This is a genomic window from Streptomyces scabichelini (genome assembly GCF_011045015.1).
GTDB classification, from domain to species: Bacteria; Actinomycetota; Actinomycetes; order Streptomycetales; family Streptomycetaceae; genus Streptomyces; species Streptomyces scabichelini.
On record NZ_JAAKZY010000144.1, the window covers coordinates 1 to 26,092 of the forward strand.

25 protein-coding genes are annotated in these 26,092 nt (G+C 68.3%); 1 reads left to right on the forward strand and 24 read right to left on the reverse strand.

What is annotated here, in order from left to right; genetic code table 11:
- The coding region (locus G5C60_RS34150; RefSeq protein ID WP_165265040.1) for a glycoside hydrolase family 18 protein at positions 1-1,174 on the forward strand (1,174 nt) is incomplete at its 5' end.
- Positions 1,175-1,212: 38 nt separating this feature from the next.
- Here G5C60_RS34150 and G5C60_RS34155 read toward each other — a convergent pair.
- From G5C60_RS34155 to G5C60_RS34270, 24 genes are all read right to left on the reverse strand, one after another.
- Positions 1,213-1,659 (reverse strand): DUF2550 domain-containing protein, encoded by a 447-nt coding sequence (locus tag G5C60_RS34155; RefSeq protein ID WP_165265042.1) that lies wholly within the window; start codon positions 1,657-1,659, stop codon positions 1,213-1,215.
- 129 nt (positions 1,660-1,788) lie between these two features.
- The gene (locus tag G5C60_RS34160) at positions 1,789-2,163 is read right to left on the reverse strand and encodes a F0F1 ATP synthase subunit epsilon (protein ID WP_165265044.1); all 375 of its coding nucleotides are present in this window, start codon (positions 2,161-2,163) and stop codon (positions 1,789-1,791) included.
- Between the two features lie 128 nt (positions 2,164-2,291).
- Positions 2,292-3,728, reverse strand: a complete 1,437-nt coding sequence (gene atpD, locus G5C60_RS34165) for a F0F1 ATP synthase subunit beta (RefSeq protein WP_165265046.1) — start codon at positions 3,726-3,728, stop codon at positions 2,292-2,294.
- Positions 3,728-4,645 carry a F0F1 ATP synthase subunit gamma gene (locus G5C60_RS34170; RefSeq protein WP_165265048.1) on the reverse strand — a complete coding sequence of 306 codons (918 nt, stop codon included), beginning with the start codon at positions 4,643-4,645 and terminating at the stop codon, positions 3,728-3,730. The genes atpD and G5C60_RS34170 overlap by 1 nt, the downstream gene beginning before the upstream one ends.
- A gap of 21 nt (positions 4,646-4,666) precedes the next feature.
- The gene (gene atpA, locus G5C60_RS34175) at positions 4,667-6,256 is read right to left on the reverse strand and encodes a F0F1 ATP synthase subunit alpha (RefSeq protein WP_165265050.1); all 1,590 of its coding nucleotides are present in this window, start codon (positions 6,254-6,256) and stop codon (positions 4,667-4,669) included.
- Between the two features lie 132 nt (positions 6,257-6,388).
- Complete coding sequence (locus G5C60_RS34180) at positions 6,389-7,210, reverse strand: F0F1 ATP synthase subunit delta (RefSeq protein WP_165265052.1); 822 nt, start codon at positions 7,208-7,210, stop codon at positions 6,389-6,391.
- Positions 7,207-7,755 (reverse strand): F0F1 ATP synthase subunit B, encoded by a 549-nt coding sequence (locus G5C60_RS34185; RefSeq protein WP_165265054.1) that lies wholly within the window; start codon positions 7,753-7,755, stop codon positions 7,207-7,209. Before G5C60_RS34185 ends, G5C60_RS34180 begins: the two co-directional genes overlap by 4 nt.
- Before the next feature lie 44 nt (positions 7,756-7,799).
- A complete protein-coding gene (gene atpE / locus G5C60_RS34190) occupies positions 7,800-8,030 on the reverse strand; it encodes an ATP synthase F0 subunit C (protein ID WP_165265056.1) in 231 nt (76 codons plus the stop codon).
- A gap of 78 nt (positions 8,031-8,108) precedes the next feature.
- On the reverse strand, positions 8,109-8,879 hold the full coding sequence (gene atpB, locus G5C60_RS34195; protein ID WP_165265082.1) for a F0F1 ATP synthase subunit A: 771 nt from the start codon (positions 8,877-8,879) through the stop codon (positions 8,109-8,111).
- A gap of 273 nt (positions 8,880-9,152) precedes the next feature.
- Positions 9,153-9,590: a Cg1360 family ATP-synthase-associated protein gene (locus G5C60_RS34200; protein WP_165265058.1), complete on the reverse strand. Its 438-nt coding sequence runs from the start codon at positions 9,588-9,590 to the stop codon at positions 9,153-9,155.
- Between the two features lie 258 nt (positions 9,591-9,848).
- Positions 9,849-11,240 carry an MraY family glycosyltransferase gene (locus G5C60_RS34205; RefSeq protein WP_165265060.1) on the reverse strand — a complete coding sequence of 464 codons (1,392 nt, stop codon included), beginning with the start codon at positions 11,238-11,240 and terminating at the stop codon, positions 9,849-9,851.
- Between the two features lie 129 nt (positions 11,241-11,369).
- Entirely contained in the window at positions 11,370-12,620 is a 1,251-nt protein-coding gene (locus G5C60_RS34210) for a serine hydroxymethyltransferase (RefSeq protein ID WP_165265062.1), read from the reverse strand.
- 141 nt (positions 12,621-12,761) lie between these two features.
- The gene (locus G5C60_RS34215; protein ID WP_165265064.1) at positions 12,762-13,436 is read right to left on the reverse strand and encodes an arsenate reductase/protein-tyrosine-phosphatase family protein; all 675 of its coding nucleotides are present in this window, start codon (positions 13,434-13,436) and stop codon (positions 12,762-12,764) included.
- The gene (locus G5C60_RS34220) at positions 13,433-14,080 is read right to left on the reverse strand and encodes an L-threonylcarbamoyladenylate synthase (protein WP_151478098.1); all 648 of its coding nucleotides are present in this window, start codon (positions 14,078-14,080) and stop codon (positions 13,433-13,435) included. The genes G5C60_RS34215 and G5C60_RS34220 overlap by 4 nt, the downstream gene beginning before the upstream one ends.
- A gap of 80 nt (positions 14,081-14,160) precedes the next feature.
- Positions 14,161-15,000: a peptide chain release factor N(5)-glutamine methyltransferase gene (gene prmC, locus G5C60_RS34225; protein ID WP_165265066.1), complete on the reverse strand. Its 840-nt coding sequence runs from the start codon at positions 14,998-15,000 to the stop codon at positions 14,161-14,163.
- 79 nt (positions 15,001-15,079) lie between these two features.
- Positions 15,080-16,159 (reverse strand): peptide chain release factor 1, encoded by a 1,080-nt coding sequence (gene prfA, locus G5C60_RS34230; protein ID WP_165265068.1) that lies wholly within the window; start codon positions 16,157-16,159, stop codon positions 15,080-15,082.
- 102 nt (positions 16,160-16,261) lie between these two features.
- Positions 16,262-16,483, reverse strand: coding sequence for a 50S ribosomal protein L31 (gene rpmE, locus G5C60_RS34235; RefSeq protein ID WP_165265070.1), 222 nt, complete (start codon positions 16,481-16,483; stop codon positions 16,262-16,264).
- A gap of 188 nt (positions 16,484-16,671) precedes the next feature.
- Positions 16,672-17,811, reverse strand: coding sequence for an LCP family protein (locus tag G5C60_RS34240; RefSeq protein WP_165265072.1), 1,140 nt, complete (start codon positions 17,809-17,811; stop codon positions 16,672-16,674).
- A gap of 370 nt (positions 17,812-18,181) precedes the next feature.
- Positions 18,182-20,233: a transcription termination factor Rho gene (gene rho, locus G5C60_RS34245; protein WP_165265074.1), complete on the reverse strand. Its 2,052-nt coding sequence runs from the start codon at positions 20,231-20,233 to the stop codon at positions 18,182-18,184.
- Between the two features lie 388 nt (positions 20,234-20,621).
- Entirely contained in the window at positions 20,622-21,539 is a 918-nt protein-coding gene (thrB, locus tag G5C60_RS34250; RefSeq protein ID WP_165265076.1) for a homoserine kinase, read from the reverse strand.
- Between the two features lie 241 nt (positions 21,540-21,780).
- Positions 21,781-22,839, reverse strand: coding sequence for a threonine synthase (gene thrC, locus G5C60_RS34255; RefSeq protein WP_165265078.1), 1,059 nt, complete (start codon positions 22,837-22,839; stop codon positions 21,781-21,783).
- Between the two features lie 6 nt (positions 22,840-22,845).
- The gene (locus G5C60_RS34260) at positions 22,846-24,138 is read right to left on the reverse strand and encodes a homoserine dehydrogenase (RefSeq protein ID WP_165265084.1); all 1,293 of its coding nucleotides are present in this window, start codon (positions 24,136-24,138) and stop codon (positions 22,846-22,848) included.
- A 272-nt stretch (positions 24,139-24,410) separates the two neighbouring features.
- On the reverse strand, positions 24,411-25,802 hold the full coding sequence (gene lysA, locus G5C60_RS34265) for a diaminopimelate decarboxylase (protein WP_165265080.1): 1,392 nt from the start codon (positions 25,800-25,802) through the stop codon (positions 24,411-24,413).
- A 26-nt stretch (positions 25,803-25,828) separates the two neighbouring features.
- Positions 25,829-26,092 (reverse strand): DALR anticodon-binding domain-containing protein (locus G5C60_RS34270; RefSeq protein ID WP_277611416.1); only part of this gene is annotated, 264 nt, incomplete at its 5' end.

Below are 26,092 nucleotides of genomic sequence, written 5' to 3' on the forward strand. Positions count from 1 at the left end.
GCCGGCCACCCCCACCGCCGCCCCGGCCGCCGTGGACACCGCGACCGCTCCGCCCCCGGACAAGAAGGTCAAGCTCGGTTACTTCATCGAGTGGGGCGTCTACGGCCGCAACTACAACGTCAAGAACCTGGTGACATCCGGCTCCGCCGCGAAGATCACGCACATCAACTACGCCTTCGGCAACGTCGTCGACGGCAAGTGCGCGATCGGCGACTCGTGGGCCGACTACGAGATGCCGGTCAGCGCCGAGAACTCGGTGAGCGGCGAGGCCGACACCGCGGACCAGCCGCTGAAGGGCAACTTCAACCAGCTGCGCCAGCTGAAGGCCAAGTACCCGAACATCAAGATCCTCTGGTCCTTCGGCGGCTGGAGCTGGTCCGGCGGCTTCACGGAGGCGGCCAAGGACCCGGCTGCCTTCGCCAAGTCCTGCCACGACCTGGTCGAGGACCCGCGCTGGGCCGATGTCTTCGACGGTATCGACATCGACTGGGAGTACCCGGGCGCCTGCGGCCTGACCTGCGACACCAGCAGCGCCACGGCCTACAAGGACATGATGCGGGCCCTGCGCACCACCTTCGGCTCGAAGTACCTGGTCACCGCGGCCGTCACCGCCGACGCCTCCCCCGGCGGCAAGATCGAGAAGGCCGACTACGCGGGCGCGGCGCGCTACGTCAACTGGTACAACGTGATGACGTACGACTTCTTCGGCGCCTGGGCGGCGACCGGCCCGACGGCCCCGCACTCCCCGCTCACCCCGTACAGGGGCATTCCGGAGAAGGGCTTCACCAGCGCCGAGGCGATCGCCAAGTACAGGGCGATCGGCGTGGTCCCGGCCAAGCTGCTGCTCGGCATCGGTTTCTACGGCCGCGGATGGACCGGCGTCACCCAGGACACACCGGGGGGCACGGCCACCGGAGCGGCGGCGGGCACCTGGGAAGCGGGCTTCGAGGACTACAAGGTCCTCAAGAAGTCCTGCCCGGCCACCGGAACAGTCGGCGGGACGGCGTACGCGCACTGCGGCAGCGACTGGTGGTCCTACGACACCCCGGCGACGGTCCTCGGGAAGATGAGCTGGGCCAAGAAGCAGGACTTGGGCGGCGCGTTCTTCTGGGAGTTCAGCGGTGACACCGACAACGGTGAACTGGTGAGCGCGATCAACAGCGGTCTGAAGTAACCGGCTGAGGTCACCCCACACCCAGCGAGTGAATGTGGTTACGCCACATTCACTCGCTGTCCGGGCGGGGCCGCCTCCAGCCACGCGAGGAAACCGGTCAGCGCGTCCTCGCTCATCGCGAGTTCGAGCCTGGTTCCCCGGTGGAGACAGGCGAGCACGATCGCGTCGGAGAGCAGCGCCAGCTCCTCCTCGCCCTCGGGGGCGCGGCGGCCGGCCACCTCGATCGCCGAACGCTCCAGGATGCGGCGTGGGCGGGGAGCGTACGAGAAGACGCGGAACCACTCGATGCGGTCGCCGTTGTAGCGGGCGATGCCGTAACCCCAGCCTTTGCCGCTGGTGTCGCTCTTCTCCGGGGTGTTCCAGCGGAGGCTGCAGTCGAACGTGCCGCCGGAGCGCTGGATCAGTCTGCGGCGCACCCCGAAGGCGACGAGTCCGAGCGCCACCGTCACGACTACCAACCCACACACAGTCAGAGCGAGGACCATCGACACCGACCTCCTCGTCTCCTAGGTAACGGACAGGAAAAATGCACCCGCATTGCCTCAGCCGCGGCCCGGTCCGGAGAAGGCTCCGGTCCTGGCCGCGGCTGAGTCATGTCCTGTGGCGCGCTGGTTTCAGCGCGCCGCCACCGCTCGAAGTCGGACGTCCGCGCGACGCTCGGCGAACTCGTCACCCTCCGCCTTCGCGCGCTCGAGCTCCCGCTCCGCACGCTGGACATCGATCTCGTCCGCGAGCTCGGCGATCTCGGCCAGCAACGACAGCTTGTTGTCCGCGAACGAGATGAAACCGCCGTGCACCGCCGCGACGACCGTTCCACCATCACTCGTACGGATGGTCACCGGGCCCGATTCCAGCACACCGAGCAGCGGCTGGTGACCGGGCATGACGCCGATGTCGCCGGACGTGGTACGCGCGACGACCAGGGTGGCCTCGCCGGACCAGACACTTCGGTCCGCGGCGACGAGCTCGACATGCAGCTCAGCAGCCAAGGTGGGCTCCTCGGGTCACCACCCGGTTGTTGCCACCGGGTGTTGGGTCAAAGTCTAGTAGGCGTACGAAGGGAGGCGGGACGCACCCCGCGAGGGCGCGGCCCCGCCCCCCTTCATGAACACGAGGTTCAGGAGACGCCGAGCTCCTTGGCCTTGGACTTGAGGTCCTCCAGGCCACCGCACATGAAGAACGCCTGCTCCGGGAAGTGGTCGTAGTCACCGTCGCAGATCGCGTTGAACGCGGCGATCGACTCGTCCAGCGGCACGTCCGAACCGTCCAGGCCGGTGAACTGCTTGGCGGCGTGGGTGTTCTGCGACAGGAAGCGCTCCACGCGACGGGCACGGTGGACGACGAGCTTGTCCTCCTCGCCGAGCTCGTCGATACCGAGGATCGCGATGATGTCCTGGAGGTCCTTGTTCTTCTGCAGGATCGTCTTGACGCGCATGGCGCAGTCGTAGTGTTCCTGCGAGATGTAACGCGGGTCCAGGATGCGGGACGTGGAGTCCAGCGGGTCCACGGCCGGGTAGATGCCCTTCTCGGAGATCGGACGGGAGAGCACCGTCGTCGCGTCGAGGTGGGCGAAGGTGGTCGCCGGGGCCGGGTCGGTCAGGTCGTCCGCGGGGACGTAGATCGCCTGCATCGAGGTGATCGAGTGACCACGGGTCGAGGTGATGCGCTCCTGGAGCTGGCCCATCTCGTCCGCGAGGTTGGGCTGGTAACCCACCGCGGACGGCATGCGGCCGAGCAGGGTCGACACCTCGGAACCGGCCTGGGTGAAGCGGAAGATGTTGTCGATGAAGAACAGCACGTCCTGCTTCTGCACATCGCGGAAGTACTCCGCCATGGTCAGACCGGCCAGGGCCACGCGCAGCCGGGTACCCGGGGGCTCGTCCATCTGACCGAAGACCAGCGCGGTCTTGTCCAGAACGCCGGACTCCGTCATCTCGTCGATGAGGTCGTTGCCCTCACGGGTGCGCTCACCGACGCCGGCGAAGACGGAAACGCCCTCGTGCAGCTTGGCCACACGCATGATCATTTCCTGGATCAGCACGGTCTTGCCGACACCGGCACCACCGAACAGACCGATCTTTCCACCACGGACGTACGGGGTGAGAAGGTCGACGACCTTCAGGCCCGTCTCGAACATCTCGGTCTTCGACTCGAGCTGGTCGAAGGCCGGGGCCTTGCGGTGGATCGGCCAGCGCTCGCCCTCGAACTTCTCGTCGACGTTCAGCACCTCACCGAGGGTGTTGAACACCTTGCCCTTGGTGAAGTCGCCGACCGGAACGGTGATGCCCGTACCGGTGTTGGTCACCGGGGCCTGGCGGACCAGACCGTCGGTGGGCTGCATGGAGATCGTGCGGACCAGGCCGTCACCCAGGTGCTGGGCGACCTCCAGGGTCAGCACCTTCTTCTCGCCGGCCAGGGCCGGGTCGGCCACCTCGACGTGAAGGGCGTTGTAGATCTCCGGCATCGCGTCGACGGGGAACTCCACGTCGACGACCGGGCCGATCACCCGGGCGACGCGGCCCGTGGCAACGGCCGTCTCAACTGTCGTCGTCATTACCTGTCACTCCCCGCGGTCGCGTCGGCAAGGGCACTGGCGCCACCGACGATCTCGCTGATTTCCTGGGTGATTTCGGCCTGGCGGGCCGCGTTGGCAAGTCGGGAGAGCGTGTCGATCAGGTCTCCCGCGTTGTCGGTCGCCGACTTCATCGCGCGGCGCGTGGCGGCGTGCTTGGAGGCAGCCGACTGGAGCAGCGCGTTGTAGATACGGCTCTCGACGTACCGCGGCAGCAGGGCGTCGAGGACGTCCTCCGCCGACGGCTCGAAGTCGTACAGCGGAAGGATCTCGCCCTTCGTGTGCGACTCCTCCGCGACCTCCTTGAGGCTGAGCGGCAGCAGGCGGTTGTCGACCGCCGTCTGCGTCATCATCGAGACGAACTCGGTGTAGACGAGGTGGAGTTCATCCACGCCGCCGTCCGCCGTCTCCTTCTCGATGGCCTCGATCAGCGGGGCCGCGACCTTCTTGGCGTCCCCGTACGAGGGCGCGTCGGTGAAGCCGGTCCACTGCTCCGAGATCTTGCGCTCACGGAAGTTGTAGTGGGCGACACCGCGGCGGCCGACGATGTACACGTCGACCTCCTTGCCCTCGCGCTCGAGACGGTCGGTCAGCTGCTCCGCCGCCTTGATGGCGTTGGAGTTGAAGGCGCCGGCGAGGCCACGGTCGCTCGTGAGGAGCAGTACCGCGGCGCGGGTCGGGTTCTCCGCCTCCGTGGTCAGCGGGTGCTTGGTGTTCGAGCCGGTGCCGACCGCCGTGACCGCGCGCGTGAGCTCGGTCGCGTACGGCGTGGAGGCCGTCACCTTGCGCTGCGCCTTGACGACGCGCGAGGCGGCGATCATCTCCATCGCCTTCGTGATCTTCTTGGTCGCGGTGACGGATCGGATGCGACGCTTGTAGACCCGGAGCTGGGCTCCCATGAGTCAGGTCCCTTCCTTACGTCACTTGGCGGCGGCCGGAGCGTCCTCGCCGAGAAGCTTCCCGTCCGCGGTCTCGAACTGCTTCTTGAACTCCGCGACGGCGTCGCTCATGGCCGTGATCGTGTCGTCCGACATCTTGCCGCCCTCCTTGATGGAGGTCAGCAGGCCCTGCTCCTTGCGGTGCAGGTACTCCAGGAGCTCCTTCTCGAAGCGGCGGATGTCGTTGACCGGCACATCGTCCATCCGGCCGGTGGTACCGGCCCAGATGGAGACGACCTGGTCCTCGGTGGCCATCGGCTGGTACTGCGGCTGCTTGAGCAGCTCGACCATGCGCTGACCGCGCTCCAGCTGCGCCTTCGACGCGGCGTCCAGGTCGGAACCGAAGGCGGCGAACGCCTCCAGCTCGCGGAACTGGGCGAGGTCGACGCGGAGCCGGCCGGACACCTGGCGGATCGCCCTGTGCTGCGCGGAACCACCGACTCGGGAGACGGAGATACCGACGTTCAGCGCGGGACGCTGACCGGCGTTGAACAGGTCCGACTCCAGGAAGCACTGGCCGTCGGTGATGGAGATGACGTTGGTCGGGATGAACGCCGAGACGTCGTTGGCCTTCGTCTCGACGATCGGCAGACCGGTCATCGAGCCCTTGCCCATGTCGTCGGAGAGCTTCGCGCAGCGCTCCAGCAGACGGGAGTGCAGGTAGAAGACGTCACCGGGGTAGGCCTCGCGCCCCGGCGGACGGCGGAGCAGCAGGGACACGGCGCGGTAGGCGTCGGCCTGCTTCGAGAGGTCGTCGAAGACGATGAGGACGTGCTTGCCCTCGTACATCCAGTGCTGGCCGATGGCCGAACCGGTATACGGCGCAAGGTACTTGAAGCCGGCCGGGTCGGACGCCGGGGCGGCGACGATGGTCGTGTACTCCAGCGCGCCGGCCTCTTCGAGGGCACCACGCACGGAGGCGATGGTCGAGCCCTTCTGGCCGATGGCGACGTAGATGCAGCGGACCTGCTTGTTCGGGTCGCCCGTGCGCCAGTTGTCGCGCTGGTTGATGATCGTGTCGACGGCCAGGGCGGTCTTGCCGGTCTGCCGGTCACCGATGATCAGCTGACGCTGACCGCGGCCGATCGGGGTCATCGTGTCGACGGCCTTGTAGCCGGTCTCCATCGGCTCGTGCACCGACTTACGGACCATGACGCCCGGGGCCTGCAGCTCGAGCGCGCGGCGGCCGGACGTCTCGATCTCGCCGAGACCGTCGATCGGCTCGCCGAGCGGGTTGACAACGCGGCCGAGGTAGCCCTCGCCCACGGCGACCGACAGGACCTCGCCGGTACGGCTGACCGGCTGGCCCTCTTCGATGCCGTTGAACTCGCCGAGGACGACCGCACCGATCTCGCGCTCTTCCAGGTTCAGCGCGAGACCGAGAGTGCCGTCCTCGAACTTCAGCAACTCGTTCGCCATGGCCGAGGGCAGCCCCTCGACCTTGGCGATGCCGTCGCCGGCGACGGTGACCGTACCGACCTCCTCGCGCGAGGCCGCGTCCGGCTTGTACGCCTGGACAAAGTTCTCCAGCGCGTCCCGGATCTCCTCCGGCCGGATCGTGAGCTCCGCCATCTGGGTTCCCTGCTCTCCTTGTTGGGCCCGAAGTTTCACTTTGGGGGGATGTGGACTCCCCCCTGAAAGAGGTGAATCCTCTGCACGGCCCAACTCGGGCCGTAGTACTACGTATTGAGTTGCTGCCGGTCGCTAGCCCGCCATACGGCGACTGGCGTCCTCCAGCCGGTCCGCGATCGAACCGTTGATGACCTCGTCGCCGACCTGCACCCGGATCCCTCCGACGACCTCGGGGTCCACGTCGAGATTGAGGTGCATCTGGCGGCCGTAGAGCTTCGCGAGGGCGGCGCCCAGGCGCTGCTTCTGCGGGTCGCTCAGCGGGACCGCCGAGGTGACGACGGCGACCATGCGGTTTCGGCGCTCGGCGGCGAGCTTGGACAGGGACTCGAGTCCCGCTTCCAGGCTACGTCCCCGCGGCGCGGTCACAAGGCGCGTCACCAACCGCTCGGTCCCGGCCTTGGCCCGGCCGCCGAGCAGGCTGCGCAGCAGCTCCGTCTTGGCGGGGGTGCCGGCGGCGCGGTTCGTCAGGGCGGCGCGCAGCTCGGTGTTCGAAGAGACGATCCGGCCGAACCGGAAGAGCTCGTCCTCCACCTCGTCGAGCGTGCCCGACTGCTGGGCGGCGGTGAGGTCGGCCGTGTCGGCCAGCTCCTCGATCGCGTCCACCAGGTTGCGCGGCTGCGACCAGCGGGACCGAACCATGCCGGACACCAGGTCGACGGTGGTCTCGCCGACCTGACCGCCGAACAGCCGGCCGGCCAGCTCGGCCTTGGCCTCGCCGGGCTGCGCCGGGTCGGTGAGGACCCGACGCAGGCTGATCTCGCGGTCGAGCAGCGCGGTGACGGAGGCCAGCTCGTCGGCGAGCGCCAATGCGTCCACGGACGTGTTGTCCGTCAGCGCGTCGAGACGCTCACGTGCGGCAGCGGTTGCCTCGCGGCTCGCTCCGTGCGCTGTCATCGAGCCGCCTCGGCCTTCTCCTCGAGCTCGTCGAGGAAGCGGTCGATGGTACGGCTCTGCCGGGCGTGGTCCTCGAGGGACTCGCCCACGAGCTTGCCGGCCAGGTCGGTGGCGAGCTTGCCCACGTCCTGCCGCAGCGCGGACGAGGCGGCCTTGCGGTCGGCCTCGATCTGGGTGTGACCGGCAGCGATGATCTCCTCACGCTGCCGCTGGCCTTCCGCGCGCATCTCGGCGATGAGCGTGGCGCCCTGCTCCTGCGCCTCCTGGCGCAGACGCGCAGCCTCGTGCCGGGCCTCTTGGAGCTGGGCCTTGTACTGCTCCAGCACGCTCTGGGCCTCGGTCTTCATGGCGTCGGCCTCTTCGATGCCGCCTTCGATCGCCGCGCGGCGCTCTTCCAGAACCTTGTTGATGTTCGGGAGGAGCTTCTTCCAGAAGAAGAAGAACACGATGGCGAAGGCGATGGTGCCGACGAGCAGCTCGGGACCGGGAGGCACAAGCGGGTTCTGCTTTTCCTCGGCCGCCAGCTGTACCAGGTTGGCGATCACATCAGTGCCTTTCGTTGAAAGGTTTCGATCGTCAGAGCGTCGGCCTAGTAGACGAACGGCATGACGATGCCGATGAGGGCGAGCGCTTCACAGAACGCGAAACCGAGGATCTGGTTGGCACGGATCAGGCCGGCCGCCTCGGGCTGGCGGGCGAGGGCCTGGGTGCCGTTGCCGAAGATGATGCCGACGCCGACGCCGGGACCGATGGCGGCAAGGCCATAACCGACAGCACCGATGTTGCCTTCGAGGGCGGCGAGGGTCTCCATGGCAGCCATGCTGATTCTTCCTTCTCTTTCATGAACCGGCGGGGGTTGGCCACCGGACGTTCTTGGGACTTGCGGGGCGGGAGGGGCTCAGTGGTGCTCGGCGAGAGCGCCCTGGATGTACGTGCAGGCGAGGAGGACAAAGACGTACGCCTGGACGGCCTGCACGAAAAGCTCGAAACCGATCATGGCGACGGTCATCACGAAGGAGACACCGGCCGCCGGGATCAGCCAGCTGTTCAGCAGGTACCACGAGGCCACGGTGAACATGACCAGCATCAGGTGACCGGCGAACATGTTGGCGAAGAGTCGCACCGCGTGCGTGAAGGGGCGGACCAGCAGGTTCGAGAAGAACTCGATGAACATCACGAGCGGGAGGACCGGGCCCAGCGACTTGTCGTAGCCGGTGACGTTCTTGAAGAAGCCGACGAAGCCGTGGCGCTTGAACGTCAGCGAGACCCAGATGATCCAGACGATGGCGGCCAACACCATCGGGAACGCGATGATCGACGAGACCGGGAACTGGGCCAGCGGGATCACCGACCAGATGTTCATGATCCAGATGAAGAAAAACAGCGAGACCATGAAGGGGACGTACTTCTCGCCCTCCTTCTTACCAAGGGTCTCGTACACGATGCTGCGGCGGACGAAGTCGTACCCGGCCTCGCCGACCATCTGCAGCTTGCCCGGCACCACTTTCGCCTTGCCGAACGCGAGCGTGAAGAAGGTGATGACAAGGCCCGTGGTGATGAGGGCAAGCAGCATCACCTTGTTGAACTCGAACCCCCCGACCGTGGCCATCGGCTTGAAGAGGAACGAGTGCAGGCCCGGAGCCGGGAAGCCGCAGCCGTTGTCGGACATGATCCGACAGCTCCAGTCAAAGGCGAGCTGGGTCTGTTCAGCACTCACCACGGGCTCCTTCGGCGTGACGCATAGGTACGGCAACCTCGTTGTGTCGGCGCGGCGCGCAGCCGCGGTTCGGCACTGGACTGGTGTTACGGATATGGGGGCGGCTGTGGGGCATTGAGCCTCGCGCTAGAGCAGGCGTCAGCTCGGATGCCCGCGCCCGCGATGCCGCAGTTGGCACCGGACGATAGCAGGATGTCTTACGTGCACTTATCCCGGCCCTACCCCTCACGACGAGTGCCCTGTCTTCTCGGGCTTGTCGCCCTTCGAGGAGTCGGGTTCGACGTAGAGGATCTTGGCCTTCATATGAGCCCGGGCCTGGGCGCCGATCCACGCGAGCGTGCCGGCGACCAGCGTGAGCGCGAAGGCCTTGGGGTGGAACAGCGTCGTGTCTTTGAAGGCGGCCACGAAAATGAACAGCAACAGGAGCTGTGCCGTATAGAGCATCAGACCCATGGCCTGGAACAGGTGCGGAAGCGATTTGGCAGTGCGCTGCAGAACGTACAGGCCGATTCCCATGAAGAGGATCACGACCAGCGTCGCGACGACCGCCCCGACAACTCCATCGCCACCGGCGACCACCCCACTGACGACGGCGGCAATCGCGCCGACGGCAGCCGTGGGCACGGCGGCCTGAAGGAGAATCCGGGCGTCATTGGACGGCATGGCGGCAGCTCCGCTTACTTAAGGGGGCAGGGTGTCGTCATGGACGAGCGTAGTCCCGGGTCGGGAGGGAACCTCACGCCGATGAGCCGTCGCACCACGGCCCTTCGGCTCATCCCCGAGTCTCGTGAACCGTATCACAAACTATTTGATGAGGTCTTTACCTGGTTGGTGTGCTCGGCGTCACACATGAGAGTGAACCTGCGCGTCTGTGCACCCACGCTGCCGCGTTTGTCTGGTATAGGAGCGGTTTGCTCCATGTCAGTGCGACGAACCGGCCTTGCGTTCGTCCAGCACGCGCGAACGATGGCCGACTGCCGTCGCTCCGTTGACGCCTGAGACGCCTGCGGCGACCGGCGTGCGGTGTTCCCCACCAGGCTCACCGGACACAGCGTGCTCGCCGTTCTCGGCGTGCTCGGCGCTTGTCGCGTACGCCACCGAGGGCGCCGCCTCCGCGGCCTCCGCGGCCTCCCCGGCGAGCCCGCCACGGCGGCGGTAGCGCGGCGGCACGAAGCGCTCGGCCCAGGCCGGGGTGCGCGGTGTGAACCGCGGCAGCAGGAGCAGCACCAGGCCCACCGCGCTCAGGAACATGATGCCGAGCACGATCCACATGGCGCCCGAGTTCACCGAGTACGCGAGGGCGCCGAAGGCGATCAGCGCCGACCAGAAGTACATGATGAGCACGGCCCTGCTGTGCGAGTGCCCGATCTCCAGCAGCCGGTGGTGCAAGTGCCCGCGGTCGGCGGCGAACGGGGACTGTCCGCGCCAGGTGCGCCGCACGATGGCGAGCACCAGGTCGGCGGCCGGTACGGCGATGATCGTCAGCGGCAGCAGCAGCGGGATGTAGACGGGCACCGTCTGGTGCACGGCCTCCTTCTCGGACCCGGCGAACAGGTTCATCGCGTCGGGGTCGACCTGCCCGGTGATGGAGATGGCGCCGGCCGCGAGGACGAGGCCGATGAGCATCGAGCCCGAGTCGCCCATGAAGATGCGCGCAGGGTGCATGTTGTGCGGCAGGAAGCCGATGCACATGCCCATGAGGATCGCGGAGAAGAGGGTCGCGGGGGCGGCGGACTCAAGCCCGTATCCGTACCAGATGCGGTAGGCGTACATGAAGAACGCCGCGGACGCGATGCACACCATGCCGGCCGCGAGTCCGTCGAGGCCGTCGACGAAGTTCACGGCATTGATGGTGACGACGACGAGCGCGACGGTCAGCAGCGTGCCCTGCCACTGGGTCAGCGAGACCGATCCGACGCCCGGCACCGGCAGCCACAGGATCGTCAGGCCCTGCATCACCATGACACCGGCGGCGATCATCTGGCCGCCGAGCTTGATGAGGGCGTCGATCTCGAACTTGTCGTCCAGGACGCCGATCAGCCAGATCAGTGCGGCCCCGGAGAGCAGGGCGCGTGGCTCGTTCGAGTTGTCGAAGACCTCGCTGAGGTTCGTCAGATGGTCGGCGACCAGCAGGCCGGCGCACAGTCCGAAGAACATCGCGATCCCGCCGAGCCGTGGCGTGGGTTCCCGGTGCACGTCGCGTGCCCGGATCTCCGGCATCGCTCCGGCCACGATCGCGAACTTCCGCACCGGCCCGGTCAGCAGGTACGTCACCGCGGCCGTGATGCAGAGCGTCAGGAGGTATTCACGCACAGGCTTCCCCACAGGTCTCGCTGGCCATCTCAGCCCCACACCATAGCTTTCGGCGCATACGGCTGAGGACTTCCGGGTAGAGCCGATGGTTGCACGCGTGACTGTGTATGGGCTCGCGCATACCCGGCTCTAGTCCGGATACGGCGGAAATCTTCCGGTCAGGTCCCGCACTTCTTCACGCACCTGCCGACCGGCCTGTTCGTCCCGCAGCGCGGCGGCGAACAGTACCGCGATACGGGCCATCTCCGCCTCGCCCATGCCCTGGGTGGTGACGGCGGCCGTGCCCAGGCGCAGTCCGCGCACGTCCGGGTGGGGCAGCGCGCAGGTGTCGAGGACCACGCCGGCGGCGGCTAGGCGGCCCCGGGCGGTGCGGCCGTCCACGCCGAGCGGTGCCGGGTCGACGGTCAGCAGGTGGGTGTCCGTGCCGCCCGTGGTGACGGCGAGGCCCTCGGCGGTCAGCCCGTCGGCGAGCACCCGGGCGTTGGCGACGACCTGATGGGCGTACGCGGTGAAGGCCGGCGTCGCCGCCTCGCCGAACGCGACGGCCTTGGCGGCGATCGAGTGCATCTGGGCGCCGCCCTGGGTGAACGGGAAGACGGCCCGGTCGACGCGCTCGGCCAGTTCGCTCCCGCACAGCAGCATGCCGCCGCGCGGGCCGCGCAGCACCTTGTGCGTGGTGGCGCAGACGATGTCGGCGTACGGCACGGGATTGGGCGCCGCTCCCCCGGCGACGAGGCCGATGGGGTGGGCGGCGTCGGCGATGAGATACGCGCCCACCTCGTCGGCCACGTCCCTGAAGGCGGCGTAGTCGATGTGCCGTGGGTAGGAGATGGAGCCGCACACGATGGCTTTCGGGCGGTGCGTCCGGGCGAGCGCGTGCACCTGGTCGTAGTCGATGAGGCCGCTCTCCGGGTCGACGCCGTAGCCGACGAAGTCGAACCAGCGGCCCGAGAAGTTGGCGGGCGAGCCGTGCGTGAGGTGGCCGCCGTGCGGGAGGCCCATCGCGAGGACGGTGTCGCCGGGTCGCAGCAGGGCCGCGTATGCGGCGAGTACGGCCGAAGACCCGGAGTGGGACTGCACGTTGGCGTGCTCGGCGCCGAAGAGGGCCTTCGCACGCTCGACGGCGAGGCGCTCGGCCACGTCGACGAGCTCGCATCCGCCGTGGTGCCGGGCGCCGGGATACCCCTCGGCGTACTTGTTCGCGAGGGGCGAGCCGAGGGCTGCGAGCACGGCGGGCGAGGAGAAGTTCTCGGCGGCGATCAGCTGAAGCGTCGTCGACTGCCGGTCCAGCTCCCCGATGAGGATCTCGGCCAGCTCGGGATCCTGCCGACCGAGCACATCGGCAGGCAGCAGGCCGTCAAGCGTGTGTGCGACCACCATGGTGGACTCCGGACCGGCAACCCCCTGCGGGGCAGCCTGATATCGGTGGGAACCAAGTCCAATGCGGAAACTAAGTCCAATGTAGAACCGCGTCCCCTACTGCGCCCCCTGTTACGCCCGAGCCGGTGTCCCTCAGCTGGGTCAGGCGCGAGCCGGTACGCCCGTCAGCGCCGTGACGACCGGATCCAAAGCCTGCTGGATCTCGTCCCCCACCGACCGGAAGAACGGCAACGGTGCCCCGTACGGGTCGTACACCTCGTCCGCCTCCACCGTCGGGGCCAGGAGCCACCCGCGTAGAGCTGCCGCGGCACGGACCAGGGCCCGTGCGCGAGCCACCACACCGTCCTCCAGGGGAGGCAGCGTCGCGGGGTCTATCGCCTTCACCAGGCGGGTGAACTCCTTGAGCGTGAAGGTGCGCAGGCCCGCCGAGTGGCCCATGGAGATGACCTGGGCGCGGTGGTCGCGGGTGGCCGTCAGGACCAGGTCCGCCCTGATGACGTGCTCGTCCAGCAACTCCCGGCCCACGAAGCCGGAGGCATCCGCTCCGAAGTCCGCGAGGACCGCTTCCGCGTTGGCCTCCATGGGGGCGCCCTCGTGGCCCCAGGTGCCGGCGCTCTCCACGATCAGGCCGCCCCACAGGGGGTCGCCGAGGCGGTCGGCCAGGGCATGGCGGGTCAGCCGCTCGGTGATCGGTGAGCGGCACACATTTCCGGTGCTGACGTGGAGGATGCGGAAGGAGTCCCCCGAGGCCCCGCCGTCCCAGTGAGTCCCCGTGATCCCCGTGCCTATGCCACGCCCCGCGTCAGGGGCTGTCAATTCGCCACCTCGAGGTCGGGTACGACCTTCCGCAGCTCCTCGGCCGACAGTGCCCCCGCGCGCAGCAGGACCGGCACCTTGCCCGTGACGTCGACGATCGACGAGGGGACGTTGCCGGGAGTGGGGCCGCCGTCCAGGTAGACGGAGACGGAGTCGCCGAGCATCTCCTGAGCGGCGTCACAGTCCTCGGGAGCCGGGTGTCCCGTGAGGTTCGCCGACGACACCGCCATCGGACCGACCTCCGTCAGCAACTCGATGGCGACCGGGTGCAGCGGCATGCGCACGGCGACGGTGCCACGGGTGTCCCCCAAGTCCCACTGGAGGGACGGCTGGTGCTTGGCGACGAGGGTCAGCGCGCCCGGCCAGAACGCGTCGACGAGCTCCCACGCCATCTCGGAGAAGTCCGTGACAAGGCCGTGCAGCGTGTTCGGGGAACCGATGAGGACAGGCGTGGGCATGTTGCGCCCGCGGCCCTTGGCCTCCAGCAGATCGGACACGGCCTCCGAGCTGAACGCGTCGGCGCCGACGCCGTACACGGTGTCGGTGGGGAGCACCACGAGCTCGCCCCGGCGTACGGCGGACGCGGCTTCGCGCAGACCGGTGGAGCGGTCGGTCGCGTCGTTGGTGTCGTATCGCCGTGCCATTTAGCGAGCCTCCTCGTACACGTACTGCTGGCTTGAAGTCTTCGAACTGGACGCGTAGAACGCAACGCCGCGCGCCGAGTTCACGGCATCGCCCTGCGGGCGGTCGCGAACCGCGGCCGGTTGTTGAGGTCGGGGTGGTCGGCGGCGTCGGCCCAGCCCCGCTCCTCGGTGAAGATCCACGGCACCTGTCCGCCCTGGGTGTCGGCGTGCTCGATGACGACGACACCGCCGGGCCGCAGCAGCCGGTGCGCGGTGCGCTCCAGGCCGCGGATGAGGTCGAGTCCGTCCTCCCCGGAGAACAGGGCGAGTTGGGGATCGTAGTCCCGGGCCTCGGGCTGGACGTACTCCCACTCGGTGAGCGGGATGTACGGCGGGTTGGCGATGACGAGGTCCACCTGGCCGTCGAGGTCGTGGAAGGCGTCCAGAGCGTCTCCCTGGCGCAGGTCGACCCTGGACCCCTCGACGTTCTTGCGCGTCCACTGGAGCGCGTCCTCGGACAGTTCCACGGCGTGCACGCGGGAGCGCGGCACCTCCTGCGCCATGGCGAGCGCGATCGCCCCGGACCCCGTGCACAGGTCGACGATGAGCGGCTCGACGACATCCATGGCGCGTACGGCGTCTATGGCCCAGCCGACGACGGACTCGGTCTCCGGACGGGGCACGAACACCCCTGGCCCGACCTGGAGTTCCGTATACCGGAAGAAGGCCCGCCCGGTGATGTGCTGGAGCGGCTCGCGGGCCTCGCGGCGGGCGATGACCTCCCAGTAGCGGGCGTCGAAGTCCGCGTCCTTGACGGAGTGCAGCTCGCCCCGCTTCACGCCGTGCACGAAGGCGGCGAGCTCCTCCGCGTCATTGCGCGGCGAGGGCACGCCGGCGTCGGCAAGGCGCTGGGTGGCCTGGGCCACTTCCGCGAGCAGCACGCTGCGGGGGTTCGGGGGCCGCCCCCCAAAATGTTGCTGCACGCTGGTCCTCCGGGGCTGAGCTGTTGTCGTGTTGCTGTTACGCGGCGGCGGCGAGCTTCGCGGCCGAATCCGCGTCCACGCACGCCTGGATCACCGCGTCGAGGTCACCGTCGAGTACCTGGTCCAAGTTGTACGCCTTGAAGCCGACACGGTGGTCCGAGATGCGGTTCTCCGGATAGTTGTACGTTCGGATCTTCTCGGAGCGGTCGACCGTGCGGACCTGGCTGCGCCGGGCGTCCGCCGCCTCCTTCTCCGCTTCCTCCTGGGCCGCCGCGAGAAGCCTGGAGCGCAGGATACGCATCGCCTGCTCCTTGTTCTGCAACTGGCTCTTCTCGTTCTGGCAGGAGGCTACGACTCCGGTGGGAATGTGCGTGATGCGCACCGCGGAGTCGGTGGTGTTGACCGACTGGCCGCCGGGGCCTGACGAGCGGTAGACGTCGATCCGCAGGTCGTTGGGGTTGATCTCGACGTCGATGTCCTCGGCCTCGGGAGTCACGAGGACACCGGCCGCGGAGGTGTGGATGCGGCCCTGGGACTCGGTCGCGGGCACGCGCTGCACACGGTGCACGCCGCCCTCGTACTTCATCCGTGCCCAGACGCCCTGGCCCGGCTCGGTGGCGCCCTGGCCGCCCTTGGTCTTCACCGCGACCTGGACGTCCTTGTAGCCGCCGAGCTCGGACTCGGTGACGTCGATGATCTCGGTCTTCCAGCCGATGCGCTCGGCGTACCGCAGATACATGCGCAGCAGGTCGCCCGCGAAGAGCGCGGACTCGTCGCCGCCGGCGCCGGCCTTGATCTCGAGGATGACGTCCTTGTCGTCGCTGGGGTCACGCGGGACGAGCAGCAGGCGCAGCTTCTCGGTGAGTTCCTCGCGCTGCTTCTCCAGCTCCTTGACCTCGGCCACGAAGTCCGGGTCGTCGGCGGCGAATTCGCGGGCCGTCTCGACGTCGTCGCCGGTCTGCTTCCAGGAGCGGTACGTCGTGACGATCGGCGTCAGCTCGGCGTAGCGCTTGTTGAGCTTGCGCGCGTTCGCCTGGTTCGCGTGGACCGACGGGTCGGCGAGCTTCTTCTCAAGATCGGCGTGCTCGCCGATCAGTTCCTCGACCGCCTCGAACATCTCCGGCTCCAATGGACGTACGAAAAATAAGGGCTGCACCATCGCAAAGCGCCGGTCCCGAAGCCCCCTGCGGGGGCAACGAGGACCGGCGCTGTGAGGTCGCTACTTCTTGGCAGCGGCAGCCTTGCCGAAGCGGGCCTCGAAGCGGGCCACACGGCCACCGGTGTCGAGGATCTTCTGCTTGCCCGTGTAGAACGGGTGGCACTCGGAGCAGACCTCGGCGCGGACGGAACCGCTCTGGATCGTGCTACGGGTGGTGAACGACGCGCCGCAGGTGCAGCTGACCTGCGTCTCGACGTACTCGGGGTGGATGTCGCGCTTCAAGGTGTCTCCTAGTTTCGGGAGGGCGCCGGGTCGCTGCCGCGGGCTGCGGAGCGTGAACCGGGGCCGACGTACCAGTCTGCCATCGACTGGCGTCATCCCCCAAAACAGGGGGGCGGGGTTGTGTATTCCCTGCGGGTCCGTTGTGGCTGGTCGCGCAGTTCCCCGCGCCCCTTACGGGGGCGCGCCCCTTACGGGGCGCCTACGACGCCCTTCGCGTCCCCCGTCGCCGTTCCCTTGGTGGCCGCCTTCGGGATGGGGCGGTCGTTCTTCAGCGCCTTCCACACCATCTCGGCCTTGGACTTGGCGACGAGGACGCGGTTGCCGTCGGCCGGGTCGTACTGGACCGGCATCGTCACCATGTTCATGTTCGAGGAGCCGATGCCCTTGAGCCCGTTGGCGAACGAGGCCAGGGCCTTGACCGAGTCGAGGTCGGAGTCGGTGGTGACGGTCTTCGTCGCGGTGTCGGCGAGGTCCCACAGCTTCCTCGGGCTGGTCAGTACGCCGATCTCCTTGACCTGCTCGACCAGGGCCTTGATGAACGCCTGCTGGAGCTGGATACGGCCGAGGTCGGAGCCGTCGCCGACGCCGTGCCGGGTGCGGACCAGGCCTAGGGCCTGCTCACCGTTGAGCTGGTGGGTGCCGGCCTTGAGGTCCAGGTGGCTGTCGGGATCCGAGATGTCCTCGTTCGTGGTGACCTTGACGCCGCCGAGTTCGTCGATGAGCCTCTGGAAGCCGCTGAAGTCGACCTCTATGTAGTGGTCCATGCGGATGCCGGTCATCGACTCGACGGTCTTCACCGCGCAGGCGGCGCCGCCTGTGGAGTACGCGGAGTTGAACATCGCGCTCGACGAGCCGTCGTGGGTCTTGCCCTCGGTGTCGGTGCACTCGGGGCGCTCGATGAGGGTGTCGCGGGGTATGGAGACCACGCTGGCCTTCTTGTGGCCCTTGTAGACGTGCACGATCATCGCCGTGTCCGCGCGGGCCGAACCGTCGTCGACGCCGCCCCCCAGCTTCTTGTTGCTGCCGGAGCGGGTGTCGGAGCCGAGTACGAGGATGTCCTGCGAGCCGTTGTCGACGTCCAGGGGCCGGTCGGTGCCGAGGGCCTGGTTGATATCGACGCTGTTGATGTTGCCGTTGAGCTTGAAGTACACGTAGCCGAGTCCGGTGCCGCCCAGGATCACGACGCCCGCCGCGGCCCAGGCCGTGACGAGAAGGGCCTTGTGGCGCGTGCTGCGCGGCTTGCGGCGGCGGCCTTTGGTGCGGTGACGCGGGCGTGTGGAGCCGGAGGCTTCCACGTTGCCGGATTCCGGCGTGCTCTCGGCAGACATGTGCTCCTCAGTCCTCGTCCGGTTCGGTTACCCCCTGTTTGCAGGGTCAGGCACTGGTCGTCAGCCATGACGCGTCCGTCAGGACCCGTCACGTCAGACGTTGAAACCGAAAAAAGGGTTGCACAACGGACTGTGGCCACCCTGTGGGCGAATGTGAGCAATCCGTAACCAACGAGACCGACGGCCGCCCGCTCACCTGCGAGTTCAGGCCAATTTGCGGTACCGGTCACAGTGGGTGGCGATCTTCATACGTGTGGCAAAGGTCTCGCGGCAGAGGTCTCACCGGGTGCCCTTCATGGCCGTACGGGCGCAACGCAAAGGGCCGCTCCCGTCACAGGTGTGACGGGAGCGGCCCTCAGGAGAACTGACGTCAGTCGCCGTTACCCGGCATCGGCGTCGTCTTCTGGATCTGGAGCAGGAACTCGGCGTTCGACTTCGTCTGCTTCATCTTGTCCAGGAGCAGCTCGATCGCCTGCTGCTGGTCGAGCGCGTGCAGCACCCGGCGCAGCTTCCAGACGATGCCCAGCTCGTCGTTGCCGAGCAGGATCTCTTCCTTGCGGGTGCTGGACGCGTCCACGTCCACCGCCGGGAAGATGCGCTTGTCGGAGAGCTTCCGGTCGAGCTTGAGCTCCATGTTGCCGGTGCCCTTGAACTCCTCGAAGATCACCTCGTCCATGCGCGAGCCGGTTTCGACGAGCGCGGTGGCCAGGATGGTCAGCGAGCCGCCGTCCTCGATGTTGCGCGCGGCACCGAAGAAGCGCTTCGGCGGGTAGAGCGCGGTCGAGTCGACACCACCGGACAGGATGCGGCCTGAGGCGGGGGCGGCGAGGTTGTACGCACGGCCCAGACGCGTGATCGAGTCGAGCAGTACGACCACGTCGTGGCCCAGCTCCACCAGGCGCTTGGCGCGCTCGATGGCCAGCTCCGCGACCGTGGTGTGGTCCTCGGCCGGGCGGTCGAAGGTCGAGGAGATGACCTCGCCCTTGACCGACCGCTGCATGTCGGTGACCTCTTCCGGACGCTCGTCGACGAGGACGACCATCAGGTGGCACTCGGGGCTGTTGACGGTGATCGCGTTGGCGATCGCCTGCAGGATCATGGTCTTGCCGGTCTTCGGCGGGGCCACGATCAGGCCACGCTGGCCCTTGCCGATCGGCGCGACCAGGTCGATGATCCGCGTGGTCAGCACCGCCGGGTCGGTCTCGAGGCGGATCCGGTCCTGCGGGTACAGCGGCGTCAGCTTGTTGAACTCCGGGCGGCCACGGCCGAGTTCGGGCGCCATGCCGTTGACGGAGTCGAGCCGGACCAGCGCGTTGAACTTCTCACGGCGCTCGCCCTCCTTCGGCTGCCGCACCGCACCGGTGACGTGGTCGCCCTTGCGCAGGCCGTTCTTGCGGACCTGGGCGAGGGAGACGTACACGTCGTTCGGACCGGGCAGGTAGCCGGACGTACGGATGAACGCGTAGTTGTCGAGGATGTCCAGGATGCCCGCGACGGGGATCAGGACGTCGTCCTCGGCGACCTGCGGCTCGGCGATCTCGTCGCGGCCACGGCGGCCACGGCGGTCCCGGTAGCGACCGCGACGGCCGCGACGGCCACCCTCGAAGTCGTCATCGTCCTGCTGCTGACGGTCCTGGCGGTCCTGACGGCCGCCGCCCTGCTGCTGGCCACGCTGCTGCTGGCCGCCGCCCTGGTTCTGCTGGTCGTCGCCCTTGCCGCGGCCGCGGTCCCGGTCCCGACCGCCTCGGTCACCCCGGTCACCCCGGTCGCCGCGGTCCCGATCACGGTCCCGGCGGTCGCGGCGGCCCTGGCGGCCTTCGCCGCCCTGGTCACCGGCGTCGCCCTTGGCCTCGCCCTGCGGCTGCGCCTGAGCAGGAGTCTCGGTCTGAGCGGAGGCCTCGGCCTTCGGCTCGCTCTTCGCCTCGGCGGCGACCGTCTCGGGGCTGCCCGCCTCGGCGGTGGCCCGACGACGCCGGCGCTCGGCGGGAGCATCGTCACTGGCCGGCTGGCCGGGGATCTCGATCTGCTGCTGGGCCACGGCCTTCGCGGCCTTGTCCGCCTTCTTCTCGGCGGACTTCGCGGCGGGAGGTACGGCCTCCTCCCCCGTACGGGCCTTCGAGGTGGCCCGGCGCTTCGGCTTGGTCTCGGTGGCCGCCTCGGCGGTCTTCGCCGAGGCCCCCCCGCCGGCCTGCGCCTCCTTGATGACCTCGATCAGCTGGCTCTTGCGCATCCGCGCGGTGCCCCTGATGCCAAGGCCGGATGCGACCTGCTGCAGCTCGGCCAGCACCATGCCCTCAAGGCCGGTACCGCGGCGCCGACGGGAGCCCGAAGCACCGGTGGCAGGCGCGGCGGAGGCGTCCGTGGCGGGCGCGGCAGCGGTCTCCTCGACACGTGCGCCCATCAGATCGGTGGTGTCGCTCACGAAGGGTCCTTCCCTGGAGCGGACGTCGGCCTGTCTGGCTCGGCGACCGTTTGTGCTGTCCGGCTTCGGTCCTGTGATGTGGACCGTGCCGGGGCGGTGGTCCGCCAAAGAGGCGGAGGAAAATATCTGCTGGATGGCGTTTCCGGGGGCCGTGACACTGATGTGCGGTGTCGACCGGCTCGGTCGCGCCGGTTCCGGAGCGTGCTCAGGACTGCTCAGCGCATAGCACCCAATGCAAGGCACAAAGCAGTTTGGGAGGCTCCCGGAAAGAGGTCTGTCCCGGACGGGGACACGAAGCACCTCGCCATGGTGGGGTCGGGTGCAGACTTGAGATTAACACTACCGGATCCAACAAACATTCCCCCTCTCCTAATCCGGCAACCGTGTGTCAGGTGGCAAGCGGCAGCACGCTCGCTCCCTGGGCATCGAGGCTCAGCCGGTTGGCCGCCCACCCCTCTCCCGCCAGGCGGGAGACCTTGTCGGCGGCGGCCTGTTCGACCAGCGCGAGCACCGTGGGGCCCGCGCCGGAGATCACCGCGGGGATTCCGTCGGCCCGCAGCCGCTCCACCAGGGCGGCGCTCTCCGGCATGGCCGGAGCCCGGTACTCCTGGTGCAGTCGGTCCTCGGTGGCCGGCAGCAGCAATTCGGGGCGCCTGGTGAGGGCCTCTACGAGAAGTGCGGCGCGGCCCGCGTTGGCGGCGGCGTCGACGTGCGGCACGGTGCGCGGCAGCAGGCCGCGGGCGGTCTCGGTCAGGACGGGTTTTCCGGGCACGAAAACCACCGGAACGATGGAATCGGCGGGATCCACCCTGATGGCGCGCGCCGCGCCGCCCTCCATCCAGGACAGCGTGAAACCGCCGAGCAGACAGGCCGCGACATTGTCGGGGTGGCCCTCGATCTCGGTGGCGAGCTCCAGGAGCGCCTCGTCGTCGAGCTTGGTGTCCCCGCTTATGGTCACGGCGCGCGCGGCGACGATGCCGGCACAGATCGCGGCGGACGAGGAGCCCAGGCCACGGCCGTGCGGAATGCGGTTCGCGCAGACGATTTCGAGGCCGCGCGGTTGTCCGCCCAGCAGATCGAAGGCGGTACGGAGGGAACGTACGAGGAGGTGACTCTCGTCACGCGGGAGTGTCTCGCTGCCCTCGCCCGCGATGTCGATGTTCAGGCCGGAGTCGGCCACCCGGACGACCACGTCGTCGTAGAGCCCCAGCGACAGGCCGAGGGCGTCGAAGCCCGGGCCGAGGTTGGCACTGGTGGCGGGGACGCGCACCCGGACGGCGGCGGCGCGGAACGCTGGACCGGCCATCGCTCGATGACTCTCCTTGGGCTTGAGCTGCGAGATTGTCGAGATTGTCGAAATCCTGCGAGACGAAACGGAAGACCATTGAAGACCCGGCGGCCGCAGAGACGGCGCGGCACCGCGGCATATGCGGCGGGCGGGTTCAGTACAGCCTATCGAAGGAAGGTTCTGTGGCGACATAGGGCGCACAGGAGGCGCACGATGCGTGTCGTAAGCCCCCTGTGCACCCCCTGCCAGGAGTTACAGGTTAGGCGAGACCGAGGCGCTCCGCTGCCGTTGCCGCGTCAACAGGGACCGTGACCGGTTGCGGGGCGCCCGCGACGGCCCAGTCCGGGTCCTTCAGGCCGTTTCCGGTCACCGTACAGACGATCCGCTGGCCCGGGTCGACCTTGCCCTGCTCGGCGGCCTTCAGCAGGCCGGCGACGGACGCGGCGGAGGCGGGTTCGACGAAGACGCCCTCCTGCGAGGCCAACAGCCGGTAGGCGCGCAGAATCTCACGGTCCGTCACCTCGTCGATGAAACCGCCAGATTCGTCCCGGGCGGCCAGCGCGAACTTCCACGAGGCCGGATTGCCGATACGGATCGCGGTGGCGATGGTCGACGGGTCCTTGACGACCTCACCGCGCACGATCGGGGCGGAACCGGAAGCCTGGAAACCCCACATTCGAGGGGTTTGCTTCGCGATCCCGTCGGCCGCGTACTCCGTGTAGCCCTTCCAATAGGCCGTGATATTGCCCGCGTTGCCCACCGGCAGGACGTGAATGTCAGGTGCGTCACCCAGCATGTCCACGATCTCGAATGCAGCCGTCTTCTGACCCTCGATGCGCACCGGATTGACTGAATTCACCAGCGCCACAGGGTAGTTGTCGGACAGATTGCGCGCGAGGGTGAGGCAATCGTCGAAATTCCCGTCGACCTGGAGGATCTTCGCGCCGTGCACGAGCGCCTGGCCCATCTTGCCGAGCGCGATCTTGCCCTGCGGGACGAGAACGGCGGACACCATTCCGGCCCGTACGGCATAGGCGGCGGCGCTCGCCGACGTGTTGCCGGTGGAGGCGCAGATGACCGCCTTCGCGCCCTCCTCCTTGGCCCGGGTGATGGCCATGGTCATGCCGCGGTCCTTGAAGGACCCCGTCGGGTTCGCGCCCTCCACCTTGAGGTGGACCTCGCAGCCCGTGCGCTCGGAGAGCACCTGCGCGGGCACGAGGGGCGTGCCGCCCTCGCGGAGCGTCACGACCTGCGTGGTGTCGGACACCGGCAGCCGGTCCCGGTACTCCTCGATGATTCCGCGCCATTGGTGGGTCATTGCTGGTTACTCTCCTTCAACCCGCATGATGCTGGCGACACCCCGCACGGTGTCGAGGCTGCGCAGCGCCTCGACGGTCCCGTTCAGGGAGGCGTCGGACGCTTGGTGGGTGACGACGACGAGAGAGGCCTCGCCGTCTTTCCCCTGCTGGCGAACCGTATCGATCGACACGCCGTGCTCGGCGAAAACGGTCGCTACCTGGGCGAGAACACCCGGTTTGTCCGCCACGTCGAGGCTGATGTGGTAGCGCGTGACGACCTCACCCATCGGTGAGACGGGCAGCTGGGTGTACGCGGAGTCTCCGGGTCCGGTCGCGCCGCTGAGCCGGTTGCGGCAGACGGCCACGAGGTCGCCGAGGACGGCTGAGGCGGTCGGGGCGCCGCCCGCGCCCGGGCCGTAGAACATGAGCTGCCCGGCGGCGTCCGACTCGACGAACACGGCGTTGTACGCGCCGCGCACGGAGGAGAGCGGGTGGCTCAGGGGAATCATCGCGGGGTGCACGCGCGCGGTGACGGACTCCCCGTCGGCGGCCCGCTCACAGATGGCGAGCAGCTTGATGGTGCAGCCCATCTCCTTCGCGGAGGCGAAGTCGGCGGCGGTGACCTCGGTCATACCCTCGCGGTACACGTCGTCGAGCCGCACGCGCGTGTGGAAGGCGATTCCGGCGAGGATCGCGGCCTTGGCGGCGGCGTCGAACCCTTCGACGTCGGCGGTGGGGTCGGCCTCCGCGTACCCGAGAGCCGTGGCCTCGTCGAGGGCTTCCTGGTAGCCGGCGCCGGTGGTGTCCATCTTGTCGAGGATGAAGTTCGTGGTGCCGTTGACGATGCCGAGCACGCGGTTGACCTTGTCGCCGGCGAGGGACTCGCGCAGCGGCCGGATCAGCGGGATGGCACCGGCGACGGCGGCCTCGTAGTAGAGGTCCTTGTTCTGTTCCTCGGCGATGGCGTGCAGGTCGGCGCCGTCCCGGGCGAGCAGCGCCTTGTTCGCGGAGACCACGGACGCGCCGTGCTCGAAGGCGGTGGTGATGAGGGAGCGGGCGGGCTCGATACCCCCGATGACCTCGACGACGACGTCGATGTCCCCGCGTTTGACGAGAGCGGTGGCATCGGTGGTGATGAGCTCGGCCGGGATGCCTGCCCGTACCTTGTCGGGCCGCCGGACGGCGACCCCCGCCAGCTCCACCGGAGCCCCGATCCTGGCGGCGAGGTCGTCGGCGTGCGTCGTCATGATGCGCGCCACCTCTGAGCCGACAACCCCACAGCCCAGCAGCGCCACCTTCAGCGGACGCGTACGCATCATCCGACCTCGTTTCCTCATACCGTCACGGTGGGACCAGTCTCACTCACCGGACGGGACTTTCTATGCCACGTCCGGATCGTGAGACGTCTATTTCATTTCTCCGGCGGTCGATCACAGGAGATCTTCCGGGGATCTTCCGTCGATTTCTGTTCGCGAGTCATTTCGTTTTGTTCGCGGGTCGACCGACTCGTTTGTTCGCGGGTCGACCGACTCGTTTGTTCGCGGGTCCGCCGACGTCCTGTTCGCCCATCATCCGACGTCCTGTTCGCGGATCATCCGACGTCGAGGTGCAGCAGATCCTCCTCCGTCTCCCGGCGGACGATCACCCGGGCCTCGCCGTCCCGGACCGCGACGACGGGCGGGCGGAGAGCGTGGTTGTAGTTGCTGGCCATGGAGCGGCAGTAGGCACCGGTGGCCGGTACGGCGATGAGGTCACCGGGCGCGAGATCGGCGGGCAGGAAGGCATCGCGCACGACGATGTCGCCGCTCTCGCAGTGCTTGCCGACGACGCGTACGAGCATGGGTTCGGCCTCGCTCACGCGGGAGACCAGAGCGACGCTGTACTCGGCGTCGTACAGGGCGGTACGGATGTTGTCGGACATTCCGCCGTCGACGGAGACGTACGTACGCAGCCCGTCGAGCAGCTTGATGGTGCCGACCTCGTACAGGGTGAAGGCGGTCGGCCCGACGATGGCGCGCCCGGGCTCGACGGAGATGCGGGGGGTGCGGAGCTTCGCGGACTCGCACTCGCGCGTGACGATCTCGTGCAGCGCCTTGGCGATCTCGTGCGGCTCGCTCGGGTCGTCCTCGCTGGTGTACGCGATGCCGAGGCCGCCGCCGAGGTCGATCTCGGGCAGTTCGACGCCGTGCTCGTCGCGGATCTCGGCAAGCAGCTTGACCACCCGGCGCGCGGCGACCTCGAACCCGGCCATGTCGAAGATCTGCGAGCCGATGTGGCTGTGAATCCCGATGAGCTCGAGCCCGTCGAGCGCGAGAGCCCGCCGTACGGCCTCGGCGGCCTGCCCGTCCGCGAGCCCGATGCCGAACTTCTGGTCCTCGTGGGCCGTGGCGATGAACTCGTGCGTGTGCGCCTCGACGCCGACCGTCACCCGGATCTGCACGCGCTGCCGCTTGCCCAGCGACTCCGCGATGTGCGCGACGCGGACGATCTCCTGGAAGGAGTCGAGGACGATACGTCCTACGCCGCTGCTGATGGCCCTGGTGATTTCCTCGGTGGACTTGTTGTTGCCGTGGAAGGCGATGCGGTCGGCGGGCATACCGGCGGAGAGGGCGGTGGTGAGCTCGCCCCCGGAGCAGACATCCAGATTGAGCCCCTCCGCGTGCAGCCAGCGCACGACGGCCCGCGACAGGAACGCCTTGCCGGCGTAGAAGACGTCGGCGTCCTCCCCGAAGGCGGTGCGCCAGGCGCGCGCCCGCGCCCGGAAGTCGGTCTCGTCCATGAAGTACGCGGGGGTGCCGAACTCCTCGGCGAGCTTCTTCACATCGATGCCGCCGACGCTGACGACTCCGTCGGGCGTGCGCGTGACGGTCTGCGCCCAGACCTTCGAGTCGAGGGCGTTGAGGTCGGTGGGCGGGGCGGTGTAGTGCCCCTCGGGCACAACATCGGCGTGACGGGGCCCGGCGGGGTGTGCGGAACGGCTCATGTCTGTCTTCTGTCTCTTCCTGGCTTTCAGAGGTGTTCGGGTGCGTCGATGCCGAGCAGGGACAGGCCGCCGGCCAGCACCGTCCCGGCGGCTTCGGCAAGCGCCAGCCGGGCCCGGTGGGCGGCCGAGGGTTTCTCGTCACCGAGGGGGAGGACGCGGGTGACTTCCTGGTACCGGAGGAGGGCATCGGCGGTGACGACCAGGTGGCGGGCCAGGTGATCGGGGGCGAGGCGGGTTGCTGCGGTGGTGAGGGCTGGGGGGTAGTCGGTGATGGCTGTGAGGAGGGGGGT